Annotated in this window: 14 protein-coding genes; 3 read left to right on the top strand and 11 right to left on the bottom strand. The window is 72.5% G+C overall.

The features are described from left to right. A partial coding sequence (locus tag ACWDSL_RS46240; RefSeq protein WP_450494840.1) for an ATP-binding domain-containing protein occupies positions 1-297 on the top strand: 297 nt, incomplete at its 5' end. 70 nt (positions 298-367) lie between these two features. Here the strand turns inward: ACWDSL_RS46240 and ACWDSL_RS46235 are convergent. The 5 genes from ACWDSL_RS46235 to ACWDSL_RS46215 all read right to left on the bottom strand — a co-directional run bounded on the left by ACWDSL_RS46235 (position 368) and on the right by ACWDSL_RS46215 (position 4,873). Then, positions 368-610, bottom strand: coding sequence for a DUF397 domain-containing protein (locus tag ACWDSL_RS46235; RefSeq protein ID WP_398525781.1), 243 nt, complete (start codon positions 608-610; stop codon positions 368-370). 171 nt (positions 611-781) lie between these two features. Next, positions 782-1,948 (bottom strand): thiolase domain-containing protein, encoded by a 1,167-nt coding sequence (locus tag ACWDSL_RS46230; RefSeq protein WP_450494838.1) that lies wholly within the window; start codon positions 1,946-1,948, stop codon positions 782-784. Further along, positions 1,945-3,048 (bottom strand): thiolase domain-containing protein, encoded by a 1,104-nt coding sequence (locus tag ACWDSL_RS46225; protein WP_450494836.1) that lies wholly within the window; start codon positions 3,046-3,048, stop codon positions 1,945-1,947. Before ACWDSL_RS46225 ends, ACWDSL_RS46230 begins: the two co-directional genes overlap by 4 nt. After that, entirely contained in the window at positions 3,045-4,007 is a 963-nt protein-coding gene (locus tag ACWDSL_RS46220) for an OB-fold domain-containing protein (protein ID WP_450494834.1), read from the bottom strand. Before ACWDSL_RS46220 ends, ACWDSL_RS46225 begins: the two co-directional genes overlap by 4 nt. A 59-nt stretch (positions 4,008-4,066) precedes the next feature. Continuing rightward, entirely contained in the window at positions 4,067-4,873 is an 807-nt protein-coding gene (locus ACWDSL_RS46215) for a crotonase/enoyl-CoA hydratase family protein (RefSeq protein WP_450494832.1), read from the bottom strand. A gap of 163 nt (positions 4,874-5,036) precedes the next feature. On the opposite strand from ACWDSL_RS46215, the gene ACWDSL_RS46210 reads away from it, so the two are divergent. Then, entirely contained in the window at positions 5,037-6,689 is a 1,653-nt protein-coding gene (locus ACWDSL_RS46210) for an acyl-CoA synthetase (protein WP_450494830.1), read from the top strand. On the opposite strand, the gene ACWDSL_RS46205 is transcribed toward ACWDSL_RS46210, so the two are convergent. Then, positions 6,641-7,582, bottom strand: a complete 942-nt coding sequence (locus ACWDSL_RS46205) for an AraC family transcriptional regulator (RefSeq protein WP_450494828.1) — start codon at positions 7,580-7,582, stop codon at positions 6,641-6,643. The genes ACWDSL_RS46210 and ACWDSL_RS46205 overlap by 49 nt on opposite strands. 134 nt (positions 7,583-7,716) lie before the next feature. On the opposite strand from ACWDSL_RS46205, the gene ACWDSL_RS46200 reads away from it, so the two are divergent. After that, a complete protein-coding gene (locus ACWDSL_RS46200) occupies positions 7,717-8,781 on the top strand; it encodes a saccharopine dehydrogenase family protein (protein WP_450494826.1) in 1,065 nt (354 codons plus the stop codon). 29 nt (positions 8,782-8,810) lie between these two features. Here the strand turns inward: ACWDSL_RS46200 and aroQ are convergent, their stop codons facing one another. The 5 genes from aroQ to ACWDSL_RS46175 form a co-directional block, all read right to left on the bottom strand. Continuing rightward, positions 8,811-9,482 (bottom strand): gamma subclass chorismate mutase AroQ, encoded by a 672-nt coding sequence (gene aroQ, locus ACWDSL_RS46195; protein ID WP_450494824.1) that lies wholly within the window; start codon positions 9,480-9,482, stop codon positions 8,811-8,813. Positions 9,483-9,487: 5 nt separating this feature from the next. Then, positions 9,488-10,183, bottom strand: a complete 696-nt coding sequence (locus tag ACWDSL_RS46190; protein ID WP_450494822.1) for an alpha/beta fold hydrolase — start codon at positions 10,181-10,183, stop codon at positions 9,488-9,490. A gap of 19 nt (positions 10,184-10,202) precedes the next feature. Next, positions 10,203-11,762 (bottom strand): acyl-CoA synthetase, encoded by a 1,560-nt coding sequence (locus ACWDSL_RS46185; protein ID WP_450494820.1) that lies wholly within the window; start codon positions 11,760-11,762, stop codon positions 10,203-10,205. A gap of 35 nt (positions 11,763-11,797) precedes the next feature. Further along, the gene (locus ACWDSL_RS46180; RefSeq protein ID WP_450494819.1) at positions 11,798-12,901 is read right to left on the bottom strand and encodes an NAD(P)H-dependent flavin oxidoreductase; all 1,104 of its coding nucleotides are present in this window, start codon (positions 12,899-12,901) and stop codon (positions 11,798-11,800) included. A 163-nt stretch (positions 12,902-13,064) separates the two neighbouring features. Further along, positions 13,065-14,618, bottom strand: a complete 1,554-nt coding sequence (locus tag ACWDSL_RS46175; RefSeq protein WP_450494818.1) for a phytoene desaturase family protein — start codon at positions 14,616-14,618, stop codon at positions 13,065-13,067. Between the last annotated feature and the right edge of the window lie 265 nt (positions 14,619-14,883).

Raw genomic sequence — 14,883 nt, 5'->3', positions numbered from 1 at the left:
GGCCGGCTCGCGGTGGTGGCCGCCGACCGGGCGGTGGACGCGCTGGCGCGGGCGCTGCCCGGCGCCGTCCGCGGCGACCGGCCCGACGCGCTGGACTCCCCGCTGGTGCTGCTGACCGTGGCGCAGGCCAAGGGTCTTGAGTTCGACCGCGCGGTGGTCGCGGACCCGGCCGGGATCTGGTCCCAGTCCCCCAAGGGCGGGCACGATCTGTATGTGGCGATCACGCGGGTGACGCGGCGGCTGACGCTCGTGTACGAGGGCGAGCTGCCCGAAGTGCTCGGGCGGCTCGCCCCGTAACGCCTCGCCCCGTAACGCCTCGGCCCGTAAGGCCACGGCCCGAATCGGCCCCGGCGCAGGTCACATCAGCTCAGGTCAGGTCGAACTCGCCGTCGCGCGCGCCGATGACGAAGGCGCGCCACTCGGCGGGGGAGAAGATCAGGGCGGGGTCCTGCGGCCGGCGGCCATGGCGCATGACGATATAGCCCTCGACAAACGCGATCTCCACATCGCCCAGGCCCTGACTGCTCGACCTCCACTGGGCGGTGGTGAGATCGAGGTCGGGCTTCTCGGCGCTGCCTGCCAGGGGTTGTTCGGTGGTGGTGTCGGCCACGTGGTTGGCTCCTCCCGGATCGTCGTCCCCGCCCCACCCTAGCGATCGCGACCGGCGCCGCACAGGCCGCGAAAGAAGGACGGCACCGCACACGCGGGCGTACGGCGGGACGGCGGCAGACATCGGGCGGGGCCGGCCCGGGACCCGGTCAGCCGGGGCCCGGGACCCCGGTCAGCCGGCCGGAGGTTCGGCCGCCACCAGCCACATCGAGAAGAACTGCGAGCCTCCGCCATAGGCGTGGCCGAGCACCTTGCGCGCGCCCTCCACCTGGTGCTCCCCCGCCTGCCCACGCACCTGGAGCGCGGCCTCGGCGAAGCGGATCATCCCCGAGGCGCCGATGGGGTTGGTGGACAGCACCCCGCCCGACGGGTTGACCGGCAGATCGCCGTCGATCTCCGTCACGCCCGACTCGGTGAGCTTCCAGCCCTCGCCCTCGGCGGCGAAGCCCAGGTTCTCCAGCCACATCGGCTCGTACCAGCTGAACGGCACATACATCTCCACCGCGTCGATCTCGCGGCGCGGATCGGTGATCCCGGCCTGCCGGTAGACATCGGCCGCGCAGTCCTTGCCGGCCCGCGGCGAGACGAAGTCCTTGCCCGCGAAGAGCGTCGGCTCGCTGCGCATGGCGCCGCCGTGCACCCAGGCGGGCGGGGCGGGCGCACGGGCCGCACCGGCCCGGTCGGTGAGCACCATGGCGCAGGCGCCGTCGGAGGACGGGCAGGTCTCCGAGTAGCGGATGGGGTCCCACAGCATTGGAGAAGCCTGCACCTTCTCCAGTGTCAGATCCCGCTCGTGGAGGTGGGCATAGGGGTTGCGCAGGGCGTTGCGGCGGTCCTTGTACGCGACGAGCGAGCCGATGGCGGGCGGGGCGCCGGTCCGCCGCATATAGGCCCGGACGTGGGGGGCGAAGAAGCCGCCCGCCCCGGCCAGCAGCGGCTGTTGGAAGGGGATGGGCAGCGAGAGCCCCCACATGGCGTTGGACTCGGACTGCTTCTCAAAGGCGAGCGTGAGGACGGTGCGGTGGACGCGGGCGGCCACCAGATTCGCGGCGACCAGCGCGGTGGAGCCGCCGACCGAGCCCGCGGTGTGCACCCGCAGCATGGGCTTGCCGACCGCGCCGAGCGCGTCGGCGAGGTAGAGCTCGGGCATCATCACGCCCTCGAAGAAGTCGGGCGCCTTGCCGATGACGACGGCGTCGATGTCCGCCCAGGTCAGTTGGGCGTCTTCGAGGGCGCGTACGGCGGCCTCGCGGACCAGCCCGGCGATCGACACATCCCGGCGGGCGGCGGTGTGCTTGGTCTGACCGACCCCGACGACGGCGATGGGCTCCTTGCTCATACCCCCTCCTCCCGCTCGGTCTTCGCTGCCCGTTCTCCTTCGAGGACCGCCACCAGGTTGTGCTGCAGACACGGCCCGGAGGTGGCGTGTGCGACGGCCCGGTCGGACTCGCCGCGGTGGATACGGGCCGCTGCCTCGCCGAGGCGGATCAGCCCGGCGGCCATCATGGGGTTGGCGGCGAGCGCGCCGCCGGACGGATTGACGCGTACGTCCTCGCCAAGACCCAGCTCGCGGCGGAGGATCACCTCCTGCGAGGTGAACGGCGCGTGCAGTTCGGCGGTGTCGACGGGCGCGGCAGCGTCGTCGAACAGACCGGCGTTGTGCGCGGCCAGCCGGGTCGAGGGGGAGCGGGTGAGGTCCCGTACGCCCAGTGCGTGCGCCTCGATCCGGTGGTCCATGCCGTGGATCCAGGCGGGGCGGGGGCACAGGCGGCGGGCGGTGTCGCCGGCGGCGAGGACGACGGCGGCCGCGCCGTCGCCGATGGGCGGGCAGTCGTGGCGGCGCAGCGGCCGCACCAGGTAGGGGTCCTCGAGCAGCGCGTCCGGGGCGGCGGAGCCGGCCAGTTGGGCGTGCGGGTTGTGTTCCGCGGCGCCGCGGCTGCGCGCGGCGACCCCGGCGAGGGCGCGCTCGTCGGTCGCTCCCTCGTCGATGAGCGCCTGGGCCTGGAGGGCGGCCAGGGACACCGGGTCCGGCCACAGCGGGGCGAGGTAGTAGGGGTCGAGCTGGCGGGTCAGGACGTCGCGCAGCTCCCCCGGCGACGACTTGCCGTAGGAGTAGACGAGCGCGGTCTCGGCCTCCCCGGCCAGCAGCTTGACCCACGCCTCGTACAGCGCCCAGGCGCCGTCCATCTCCACATGCGACTCGGAGATCGGCGGCCAGGCGCCGACGCCGTCGAGCGCCATGGTGAACGAGAAGGCGCGGCCGGCCAGATAGTCGGAGGAGCCGGAGCAGGTGAAGTCGATCTCGCCGGTGCGCAGACCGACCGCGCCGAGCACTTCGTGCAGGACCGGCATCAGCATCTCGACCTCGGAGAGCTCCGCGGACCTGCGCCGGTGGCGGGTCTGCGCGAAGGCCACGATGGCGACGCGCCTCGGGTTCACAGCAGCTCCTTGTATGTGTCGTAGTCCGCGTCGGGTTCGCCGGTGGGGCGGTAGTGGTCGGGGTAGCGCCCGTCCTCGGTCCACACCGGCTCGACGCGCAGGCCCATCCGCACCTGGTCGTAGGGGATGCCGCCGATGCGGCCGTGGAGGGCGAGGTCCGCGCCGTCCAGGGCGATGTGCGCGTAGACGTACGGCACCTCGATATCGAGGTTCTTGGCCTTGATGTTGACGATGCAGAAGGTGGTGACGGTGCCGCGCGGGCCGACCTCGACCTGTTCGGCGGTGGCGACGCCGCAGGTGGGGCAGGCGCCACGGGGCGGGACATACACCTTGCGGCAGGTCGGGCAGCGCTCCCCCACGGTCCGCTGGTCGGCGAGGGCGGCGATGTAGCGGGACGGGGCGCGGCCGGGCGAGTACACGTAGTCCAGGCGGGCGGGCGCCACGATGCTCTGCACGGGATCGGCGAACTCGCCGCTGCGCAAGGCAGGTTCGCTCTGGCTCGGCTCGCTCTCGTACGGTTCGAAGCAGGCGATGTCGGTGATGGCGCCGACCCGCTCCTCGGCCCATCGGATCCGCACCCGCATACCGGTGCGCACGGCGTCGGGGCCTGGTGCGTCGAGGGCGTGGAGCAGGGCGGTGTCGGCGCCGTCGAGCCGCACCAGCACCCAGGCGAAGGGGGTGGTGAGGGGCTGTCCGCGGCGCGGGGCGGGGTTCCAGGCCCAGGTGGTGACGGTGCCCGTGGTGCCGACCTCGACGAGGTCGCGGATCTCCTCGGCGGTAACCGGGTCGTACTCGACGGGGGGCACGAGCACCCGGCCGCCCGCGGTGCGTACGCCGAGCACGGCGCGCTCGCGCAGCCCGGTCAGGAAGGCGCTCTGGACGGGGCCGAGGGAACGGGTGAAGGGAAACTCGACGACCAGAGGGGCGGAAAGCACCTCCGGCGCGGGAGCCGGTGTCATGGTGTGCGTCTCCTTCGTCGCGGCCGGGCGGGAATGATGCGCTCGCGGGGAGGTTGCGCTCAGGCCCGTCGGTAGACCGGCGGTCGCTTCTCCGCGAAGGCCTTCGAGCCCTCCTTCGCGTCGGCGGTGGCGAAGATGGGCCAGCCGCGTTCGAGTTCGGACTTCAGGCCGTCGGCCTCGGTCATCTCCGCCGTCTCGTATACGGACGCCTTGACGGCCTCGACGGCGAGCGGGCCGTTGGCGTTGATCAGCTCGGCGATCTCCAGGGCCGTCTCCAGGGCCGTGCCGTCGGGTACGACCCGGCCGATCAGCCCGATCCGCTCGGCCTCCTCGGCGGTGTACGGCCGCCCGGTCAGCAGCATCTCCAGCGCGTGGGTGCGCGGGACCTGGCGGGCGAGGCGGACGGTGGAGCCGCCGATGGGGAACAGGCCGCGCCTGACCTCGAAGAGTCCGAAGGTGGCGCCGTGGCCCGCGACGCGGATGTCGGTGCCCTGGAGGATTTCGGTGCCGCCCGCGACACAGTGGCCTTCGACGGCGGCGATCACCGGTTTACGCGGCCGGTGATGCCGGAGCATCGCCTTCCAGTGCAGATCGGGGTCGGCCTTGAGCCGGTCCCGGTAGTGCTGTCCGGCCATCCCGTCGCCGCCGGCCAGGGCCTTGAGGTCCATGCCCGCGCAGAAAACCCCGCCGGCCCCGGTGAGTACCACCGACCGGATGTCGTCGTCCTCGTCGGCCTGTGCCCAGCCGTCGTGGAGGCCGACCAGCATCGGCAGCGAGAGCGCGTTCTTGGCCTCCGGACGGTTCAGTGTGAGCACCAGCGTCGCGCCGGCGCGCTCCACCGTCAGGTGTTCGGTCCCGCTTGTCACGGCAGTCCTCCCGTCTCGACCTAGAACAGGTTGCAGGAGGCGCCGGACGACTTCAAGAGAAATCTGATGCTCAGTCAGATTTATTGGCCATGCGCCTTCACATCTCTTCCGGACGGCGCTCCAATGACCGCCAAGGCCGCCCGGTGTCAGGTCAGGAGGAGCCGTGGAGTACAACCTTGCCGACCTGTTCGAGTCGATCGTCGACACGGTGCCCGACAGAGAGGCGCTGGTGTATATCGACCACCCCGGCACCGGGGCAGAGCGGAGGCTGAGCTACGCGCAGCTCGACGCGGCCGCCAACCGGCTCGCCCACCATCTGCGGGACACCGCCGGCATCGCGCCGGGCGAACACGTCGGCCTGCATCTGTACAACGGCGTCGAGTATCTGCAGACCTCCCTCGCCTGTCTGAAGATCCGGGCCGTGCCGGTGAACGTCAACTACCGTTATGTCGAAGAAGAGCTGATCTACCTCTACCGGGATGCCAACCTGGCGGCGCTGGTGTACGACGCGGAGTTCGGCGACCGGGTGGCCGCCGCGCTCCCCCGCACCGACACCCTGCGCCATCTCATCCGGGTCGGCGCGCCGACCGGGGACGGCCCCACCCCCACCCCCGACCCCGCGCCCGTGCCCGCGCCCGTGCCCTTCGAGGAGGCCGAGGCCTCGGGTTCGCCCGAGCGCGACTTCCCGGCGCGCTCGGCCGACGACCGGTTCATCATCTACACCGGTGGCACCACGGGCATGCCCAAGGGCGTGCTGTGGCGGCAGGAGGACCTGTTCTTCTCCGGGCTCGGCGGCGGCGCGCCGACCGGCCGGCCGGTCGACCGGCCCGAGGAGCTGGCGGAGCGGGTGGCGGCGGGCGGCGAGGGCCTGGTGTTCTTCCCCACCCCGCCGCTGATGCACGGCACCTCCACGCTCACCGCCTTCATCGGCTTCAACTTCGGCCAAAAGGTTGTCATCCACCGTAAGTTCGTGCCCGAAGCAGTGCTGCGCACGATCGAGAAGGAGAAGGTCACCAGTGTCTCGCTGGTCGGCGACGCGATGCTGCGCCCCCTGGTGGACGCCCTGGCCGGCCCGCTCAAGGACACCGACTGCTCCTCGCTGTTCAGCGTCAGCAGCTCCGGCGCGGTGCTGTCGGACACCGTACGGGCCCAGTTCGCCGCGCTGGCGCCGCACACCATGCTGCTGAACAACTTCGGCTCCTCGGAGTCCGGTTTCAACGGCACCGCGACCGAGGACGCCGGCCCCCAGAAGGGCTTCCGGCTGCACGTCAACGCCCGTACCTCGGTGGTCGACCCGGCGACGTACCAGCCCGTGGCGCCCGGCGAACCCGGCCGCATCGCCCAGCGCGGCCATGTGCCGCTCGGCTACTACAACGACCCGAAGAAAACCGCCGAGACGTTCTTCGAGGCGGACGGCGAGCGCTGGGTGCTGCTCGGCGATATGGGCACGGTCGACGAGGACGGTGTGATCACGGTCCTGGGACGCGGCTCGCAGTGCATCAACACCGGTGGCGAGAAGGTCTATCCGGAGGAGGTCGAGCAGGCGCTGAAGGCGCATCCGGATGTGTACGACGCGCTGGTGGCGGGCGTACCGGACGAGCGCTGGGGCAGCCGCGTCGCGGCCGTCGTCCAGCCCCGCGAGGGCGCGGCGCCGCTGACCGCCGACGCCGTACGGGCGCACTGTCGCACCCGGCTCGCGGGCTACAAGATCCCCCGTACGGTCGTCTTCAGCGACCACATCCAGCGCTCGCCCAGCGGCAAGGCCGACTACCGCTGGGCGAGGGAGGTCGCGGCGAGCGCCCCGGCCGACTCCTGACCGTGCCGGCGGTAGCCGCCGGGCGCGACCCCGTACTCCCGCTTGAACGCCTTGGCGAAGGCGAATTCCGTGGCATATCCGGTCCGTTCGGCCACCGCGCGCAGCGGCAGCTCCGACTCGCGCAGCAGCCGGGCCGCCACCGTCATCCGCCACCAGGTCAGATACGCGAGCGGCGGCTGCCCGGCGAGCGCCGTGAAGCGCCGGGCGAACGCCGCCCGGGACAGCCCCGCGGCCTGTCCCAGCGTCTCGACGGTCCAGGGGTGGGCGGGGTCGCGGTGGATGGCGCGCAGCGCCTCGGAGACCGCGCGGTCGTGCAGGGCGGCGGCCCATCCGGTGCTCAGGTGGCCGGACCGCTCCTCGTACCAGGCGCGCAGCACGTACAGCAGCAGCATGTCGAGCAGTGAGGTCAGCACGGCGCTCGTGCCGGGGCGCGCCCGCTCCAACTCGCCGCCCAGCAGTTCGACGGCCGAGCGCAACTCGGGGTGGCGGCCGAGCCGGGCCGGGATGTGGAGGGCTTGGGGCAGCTCGCCGAGGAGGGGGTGCGGCCGGGCCCTGTCGAGGAAATAGGCGCCGCAGAGCAACAGCGTGTCCGGGGAGGCAGCTTCTTCGGCGAAGGGACCCGGGAGGGAACCGCCGAACGCGGCCAGTGGGGTGTGGGGGCTGTCGGCGAGGCCGTGTCCGCGCCCGTGCGGCATGAACACCACATCCCCCGGGCCCAGCGCGACCGGCTCGCCGTCGGGCGGCAGCATCCAGCACGTCCCCTGGAGCACGACATGGAAACCCGCGCCCTCGGAGTCGGGGAAGCGCACACCCCAGGAGCCGTGCTTCTCGGTGCGCCCCGCGTGAGGCCGCCCGGTGCGCATGGAGGTGATCGCGTCGCTGAGGACATCCATGCGCGCCACCATATCGGGGCCGCGCCGCACGCGAGACGAATGGACATGTTCCGAATACGGTGAGGCATCGGGAATCTCTCCGGGTCTTCCTACGGTGGATCACAAGCCAGAAGGCACACCCAGAGGAGAACGTTGTGAAGATCGCCGTCTTTGGCGCGAGTGGTTACACCGGCAAGCTCGCGGTCGCGGAGGCGCGGCGCCGCGGTATCGACGTGGTGCTGGTGGGGCGCGGCGCCGAACGGCTGCGCGCCGCCGCGTCGGAGGTCGGGTTCCAGGACGCGGAGCTACGGGTCGCGGAGCTACGAGTCGCGGACGCCGAGGACCACGACGCGCTCGTCGCCGCTTTCCGCGACACCGACGCCGTCGTCAACTGCGCCGGTCCGTTCACCCGGTGGGGAGAGGGCGTGGTGCGCGCCGCCATCGCCGCGGGCAGTCACTATGTCGACATCACGGGCGAACAGCCCTACATCCGGCACATCTTCGACACCTTCGGCGCGGAGGCCGAGCGCGCCGGGGTCGCCGTCCTCCCCGGTGTCACCGATGACGGCCTTCCGAGCGATCTGATCACCGCCTTGACCGCCGCGCACGTGGGCGGCGAGGCAGAGGAGATCGCCATCGCCGTCGACATCGTCAGCGGCGGCGCCTCGCGGGGCACCATCCGCTCGATGGGCGCTCTGCGGGAGACACTGCTCGACGGCGGTCTCGGCTACGAGGACGGGCAGCTGTCACCGGGGGCGACCGCCCGCCGCAAGGAGATCGCGCTGCCCGGCGGATCGGCGCCGACGCCCGTGGTGCGCTTCGCGCTGCCCGCGGTGGTGACCGTGCCCCGCCATGTGCGCACCCGGCAGGTGGAGGGACTGGCCTCCCAGGAGGTGTACGAGCTCTTCACCCGGCTGTCCCCCGAGATGGCCGAGCAGGTACCGGAAGGCCCGACAGCCGCTCAGCGCAAGGCGATGCGGTGGGCCTTCGCGGTGGAGGTGCTGGGCGTCGACGGCCGGCGCGCCCGGGGCGAGGTGCGCGGCTTCGACGCGTACGGCACCACCGCCGTGATCGCCGTCGAGGCGGCCCGACGGCTCGCCGCCGACGGCGCGCCCGCGGGGGTCCTCGCCTCCGCCCAGGCCTTCGACGCCGCCGGGTTCCTCGACTTCCTGGGGGACCACGGCGTCAGCTGGTCCGTAGGCGAGGCGGCACAGGCGTAGCCCCGGGTCCCCGCGGGAGGCCGCTGCGGTCAGCTCCCGTTCGGCGCGCACACCGACGGCAGGGCCCGCTCCAGCGCCACCGAATGCAGCGCGTCCAGCTGTCTGTCGTGGCGCACGCGCAGCGCGGCCACGGTCAGCCGCCCCGTACAGGACCGCTCGGCCCGGGCCCGCTCCGAGTCGGCGACGGCCCGGACCAGCTCGCCGTTGATCCGGTTGATCTCCAGTCGGACCTTGGAGAGGTCGGGGCGTTCAGTGGGCGCCTGGGCGGGGTCGGCCTCCCAGCGGTGGTGCAGGCCGCGCTGGACGAGCTTGTTGGCCTCGATCTGGTCGCGGAAGATCCGCACGGTGGCCTGCGGGTCCGCGCCCAGCGCGCGGGCCTGTTCGGCCACCGCCTCCAGCACCTGCCGCTCCCGCTCCGGGTCGTCGATGGGGCTGTCCGTGCCCCCGCGCGGCGGAGCCGCATATCGATACTTCGCCGCAGCCACCTGATCGGCCGTCAGCAGCCGCTGGGCGGACAGGTCGGCGATCGGCAGCAGCCGCCCGTACGGAGGCGCCGGTACGGAAGCCGAGGCCGGGGCGGAAGCCGAGGCCGGTACGGCGGCGGAAGCGGGCCCAGCCGCGGCCGCGCCGGGCGCAGCCGTGGCCAGCAGCCCCAGGGCCGCGACGGCGGTCAGCGCGTGGCGCAGCGTCCCCTTCAGCATCGGCGTCACTTCTCTGCCTCCAGAAACGGGCGCACCTCGGCCGCAAACTCGTCGGGGCGCGTCTCGTGGACGAGATGCCCCGCGTCGATGGTGACCAGGCGGCAGTCGGGTATCCGCTCGGCCATGTCGGCCAGCAGTTCCTGCGGGATATGGCTGTCCGGGCCGCCGCCGATGAGCAGGGTCGGGGCGGTGATCGCGGAAAGCCCTTCGATCCACCGTGGATCGGGCGCGTTGCGCTGCTCGGTGAACTGGGTCTTCACCGCCCAGTCGAAGACCTGCCGCCCCGCCGGGCGCTCGGGCACCTCCAGCGGCGGGTCCTGGGGCCACAGCGGCGGGGCGTCCTCGATCACCAGCCGCTCGACGAGATCGGGGTGGTGCTGGGCGAGGAGGTAGCCGACCACGCCCCCGTAGGAGTGTCCGACGACCGAGACGCGGGGCAGGCCGAGGGCCGCGAGGAAGCCGACGATGTCGTCGCTCATCCGCTCCAGGGCGTAGTCCCCGGGCCAGTCGCTGGCCCCGTGGCCGCGCAGGTCGAGCGCGTACACCCGCCGGGTGCGGGCGAGTTCGGGGGCGGTTCCCAGCCAGTCGACGCCGTCCGCGCCGAGGCCGGCCAGCAGCAGGACGGGGGGAGCCTCGCGCTCCCCCCAGACCCGGTAGGCCAGCTCGATCCCGTCCACCTCGACGGTGTCAAGTGTGTGCATAGGGCAGAGGCTACCCGCGTCACATCGCTCGCTCACGCCCTTCCCAATACGGCTCGCGCAGCCGCCTTTTGTAGAGCTTGCCGTTGGGGTCCCGCGGCATCTCGGTGACGAAGTCGACCGACTTGGGACGTTTGTATCCGGCCAGCCGCCCCTCGCAGTGGTCCAGCAGCTCCCGCTCCAGCTCGGGCCCCGGCTCATGTCCCGGGGCGGGCTCCACGACCGCCTTGACCGCCTCGCCCCAGTCGTCGTGCGGGATGCCGAAGGCCGCGGCGTCGGCGACGGCGGGATGGGTGAGGAGTTCGGCCTCGATCTCGGCCGGGTAGATATTGACGCCGCCGGAGATGATCAGGTCGATCTTGCGGTCGCGGAGGTAGAGATAGCCGTCCTCGTCGAGCAGTCCGAGGTCGCCGACCGTGAAGAAGTCGCCGATGCGGTTCTTGCGGGTCTTGGCCTCGTCCTTGTGGTACGCGAAGCCGCCGGTGCTCATCCGCATGTAGACGGTGCCGAGTTCACCGGCCGGGAGCCGGTTGGCGTCGTCGTCGAAGATGGCCAGTTCGCTGATCGGCCAGGGCTTGCCGACGGTCCCCGGCTTCTTGAGCCAGTCCTCGGCGGTGGCGAAGGCGCCGCCGCCCTCGCTGGCCGCGTAGTACTCCTCGACACAGCCGCCCCACCAGTCGATCATGGCGCGCTTGACGTGGTCGGGGCAGGGCGCGGCCCCGTGGATGGCGTGGCGCATCGAGGACACGTCGTAGCGCCCCCTGACCTCTTCGGGCAGCGCCAGCAGCCGGTGGAACTGGGTGGGGACCATATGGGTGTGTGTGCAGCGGTACGCGTCGATGAGGCGCAGCATCTCCTCGGGCGTCCACTTGTCCATGAGGACCAGCCGGTGGCCGATGTGCAGGGAGGAGGAGGCGAACTGGAGCACCGCGGTGTGGTAGAGCGGTGAGCACACCAGATGGACGTTGTCGGGCTCCTCGTCGCGGGGTTTGATCCCGAAGAAGCGCAGAAAGCCGCCGAGATGGGCGTTCTCGGGCAGGACTCCGGGCAGCGCGCGCCGGATGCCGCGCGGGCGGCCCGTCGTACCGGAGGTGTAGTTCATCACCCAGCCCACCTCGCGGTCGGCGGGCGGCTGATCGGACTGTCCCGCCGGCAGTTCGGCGTACGGGCGGAAGCCGGCGACCTCGCCGACCGCGTAGCGATGGGTGGCGGGCAGCCCGGCCTCGTCGGCGGCCAGGGTGGCCTGTTCACCGAAGCGTTCATGGGCGATCAGCACCTTGGCGCCGGAGTCGGAGACGATCCAGGCGATCTCCGGGCCGACCAGGTGGTGGTTGACGGGCACCAGATAGAGCCCGGCCTGGGTGGCGGCGAGCGCGGCGGTGAAGAACTCGACGCCGTTGGGCAGCACCACCGCGAAGGCGTCGCCCCGCCGCAGCCCCGCGGCGCGCAGCCCGCCGATGAGCTGGTTGCAGGCGGCGTGCAGCCGGGCGGCGGTCCACTCCTCGCCGTCCGGGGCGATCAGGACGGTGCGGTCGGGTTCGAGCGCGGCCTGGGCCCAGAAGCCGTTGGGTGTACGGGACATGGCGGTCCTCCGGTCCTCCATCTGTCGCCGTGGGCTCAGGCCCGTCCGGCGATACGGTTGACGCGGTCGATGGCGCGTTCGAAGCCGCGGGTCAGATCGTCGAAGACGGCCTGCACCGGGCGTTTGGCGTCCATCCGGCCGACGATCTGCCCGACCGGCGTGCCGAGCAGCGGCTCCACCTCGTACTTCTGGATGCGCGAGACGGCCTCGGCCACCAGCAGGCCCTGCAGCGGCATCGGCAGCGGGTCCGGGCCCTCGGGGGCCTCCCAGGCGTCGGTCCATTCGGTGCGCAGCTGCCGGGCGGGCTTGCCGGTGAGGGCGCGGGAGCGGACGGTGTCGCCGGACCCGGCCGCGAGCAGCTTCTGGGTGAGCGCGGGCGAGGTGAGCGCGGCCTCGTCGGTGGTGAGCCAGATGGAGCCGAGCCAGACGCCCTGTGCGCCGAGCGCGAGCCCGGCGGCGACCTGTTCGCCGCTGCCGATGCCGCCGGCCGCGAGTACGGGCAGCGGGTCCACCGCCCGTACCACCTCCGGGGTGAGCACCATGGACGCGATCTCGCCGGTATGGCCGCCCGCCTCGTAGCCCTGCGCGACCACGATGTCGAGCCCCGCGTCCTTGTGGTGGAGCGCGTGGCGCGCGCTGCCCGCGAGGGCGGCGACGAGGATGCCATGGCCGTGGGCGCGCTCGACGACATCGGGGGGCGGCGAGCCGAGGGCGTTGGCCAGGAGCTTGACGGGGTAGTCGAAGGCGACGTCCAGCTGGCTGCGGGCGACGTGCTCCAGCCAGCCGGTGATCCGCCAGCCGGAGGCCTCGCCCTCGGCGAGCTCGGGTACGCCGTGCTTGGCCAGGGTCTCCTGGACGAACCGGCGGTGTCCTTCGGGGATCATCGCCTCGATGTCCGCCTCGGTCACCCCTTCGACCTTCTTCGCGGGCATGACGACATCGACACCGTACGGCTTGCCGTCGGTGTGCTCTTGCATCCAGTCGAGGTCGCGCGCCAGCTCGTCCGCCGCCCCGTAGCGGACCGCGCCGAGCACGCCGAACCCGCCGGCCCGGGTGATCGCGGCGGCCACGGCGGGGAACGGCGTGAAGCCGAAGATGGCGTGCTCGATGCCCAGCCTGTTGCTCAGCTCCGTCTCCATGGGCGGCAGGATGCCGCAGGGCGGCGGACGAAGGAAGAGTTTTTCTGACGCAACGTCAGATTCTTTGACCGTCCGGTTGGCTGCGGTCCGCGTGCGGATCGGGTGCGGATCGGGTGCGGATCGGGTGCGGCCCGAGTGCGGATCGGCTACGGCCCGGGGGCGGCTATCGACCCAGGACCGCCATGGCCGCGTTGTGCCCCGGGATTCCGCTCACCCCGCCGCCGCGTACCGCGCCCGCCCCGCACAGCAGCACATTGGCGTGGCGCGTCTCCACGCCCCAGCGGCCGGTGCCCTCCTGGGCGTACGGGAACGCCAGCTCGCGGTGGAAGATGTTGCCGCCGGGCAGCCGCAGCTCCCGCTCCAGGTCCAGCGGGCTCTTCGCCTCGATACAGGGCATGCCCTCGGAGTCGTACGCCAGACAGTCCGCGATCGGCTCGGCGAGCTCGGCGTCGAGCAGTTCGAGGGTGGCCTCGAGCAGCGTGGCCCGCGTCGTGTCATGGTCCGTGGTGAAGAGCCGTGCGGGGGTCTGCAGCCCGAACAGGGTCAGGGTCTGGTAGCCCTGCCGGACCAGGTCGGGGGCCAGGATCGACGGGTCGGTCAGCGAGTGGCAGTAGATCTCCGAGGGTGGCCGCAGGGGCAGCCCGCCCGCCGCGGCCTGGCCGTAGGCGGCCTCCAGGTCGCCGTAGCCCTCGGCGATGTGGAACGTCCCGGCGAACGCCTCGCGCGGATCGACGTCGGGGTCGCGCAGCGCGGGCAGCCGGCGCAGCAGCATGTTCACCTTGACCTGTGCGCCCTCGGCGGGCGGATCGGGTGACTCGTCGCCCAGCAGCACGGCCAGCTCCTGCGGGGCTGCCCCCACGAGTACGTATCGGGCCCCCACCAGGCCCTCCCCGTCGGCGTCACGGAACATCACCTCCGCGGACTTCCCGTCGGTGGCGACGGCCGTCGCCTCACAGCCGGTGGCGATCCGGGCGCCCGCCGCGAGGGCCGCGTCCCGGAGCGCGTCGGTCAGCGCGCCCATGCCGCCGACCGGCACGTCCCAGTCGCCGGTGCCGCCGCCGATCACGTGGTAGAGGAAGCAGCGATTCTGACGCAGTGACGGATCGTGGGCGTGGCTGAAGGTGCCGATCAGGGCGTCGGTGAGGACCACGCCCCGGACCAGGTCGTCCTCGAACTCCGCCTCGACCGTGTCGCCGAGGGGCCGCTCGAACAGCGCCTGCCAGGCCGTCTCGTCGCCGATCCGCGCGCGCAGCGCCTCGCGCGTGGGCAGCGGTTCGGTGAGGGTCGGGAACACCCGCTCGGCCACGCGCCGGGTCATTCCGTAAAACCGCTGCCAGGACTCGTACTCCCGGTCCGAGCCGGTCAGCCGGGCGAACGACTCACGGGTACGGGCCTCGCCACCGCCCACCAGCAGCCCGGTGGGGCGCCCGCCGCGGACGGTGGGGGTGTACGAGGACACGGTCCGCTTGGCGACGGAGAAGCGCAGCCCGAGGTCGTCCACGATCCGCCGCGGAAGCAGGCTCACCAGATACGAGTAGCGGGAGAGCCGCGCGTCGACCCCGGCGAAGGGGCGCGTGGAGACGGCGGCGCCGCCGGTGTGGTCAAGCCGCTCCATCAGGAGCACCCTGCGGCCGGCGCGGGCGAGATAGGCGGCGGCGACCAGGCCGTTGTGGCCGCCGCCGACGATAACGGCGTCGTACGCGTCGCTGTGAGGCATACCTCCTGAGTAGCACGCGGTGATCGCCGGGGCCAGGACGCGGCGAGGCACGGCTTGGGCGCCGCCGGGCCCGCCGAGCCGAGCCCGGGCAGAAACAGCCGCCGCCCCCGCCGGGCCGGGCCCACTGCGGCGGAGCCGCGCAAGGGCACGGCTCAGCAGCCGCCACCCCCGCCGGACCGGGGCACAGCCGACCCCCGTCGGGGCACGGGCGGCACATCCGAGGCCGTCCGAGGGGCCGTTTGCCCGCCGCGCCGGCCGGGCCCCA

It is taken from the genome of Streptomyces sp. NPDC000941, assembly GCF_053599555.1.
The sequence above is the reverse complement of the archived record's forward strand: the minus strand, read 5'-3'. Positions and strand labels throughout refer to the sequence as shown.

Excerpts from the sequence above, each read along its gene's own strand:
- ACWDSL_RS46190 (WP_450494822.1), bottom strand. The coding sequence starts at position 10,183 with ATGCACACACTTGACACCGTCGAGGTGGACGGGATCGAGCTGGCCTAC.
- aroQ (WP_450494824.1), bottom strand. The coding sequence starts at position 9,482 with ATGCTGAAGGGGACGCTGCGCCACGCGCTGACCGCCGTCGCGGCCCTG.
- ACWDSL_RS46220 (WP_450494834.1), bottom strand. The coding sequence starts at position 4,007 with ATGACACCGGCTCCCGCGCCGGAGGTGCTTTCCGCCCCTCTGGTCGTC.
- ACWDSL_RS46205 (WP_450494828.1), bottom strand. The coding sequence starts at position 7,582 with ATGGATGTCCTCAGCGACGCGATCACCTCCATGCGCACCGGGCGGCCT.
- ACWDSL_RS46185 (WP_450494820.1), bottom strand. The coding sequence starts at position 11,762 with ATGTCCCGTACACCCAACGGCTTCTGGGCCCAGGCCGCGCTCGAACCC.
- ACWDSL_RS46180 (WP_450494819.1), bottom strand. The coding sequence starts at position 12,901 with ATGGAGACGGAGCTGAGCAACAGGCTGGGCATCGAGCACGCCATCTTC.
- ACWDSL_RS46230 (WP_450494838.1), bottom strand. The coding sequence starts at position 1,948 with ATGAGCAAGGAGCCCATCGCCGTCGTCGGGGTCGGTCAGACCAAGCAC.
- ACWDSL_RS46175 (WP_450494818.1), bottom strand. The coding sequence starts at position 14,618 with ATGCCTCACAGCGACGCGTACGACGCCGTTATCGTCGGCGGCGGCCAC.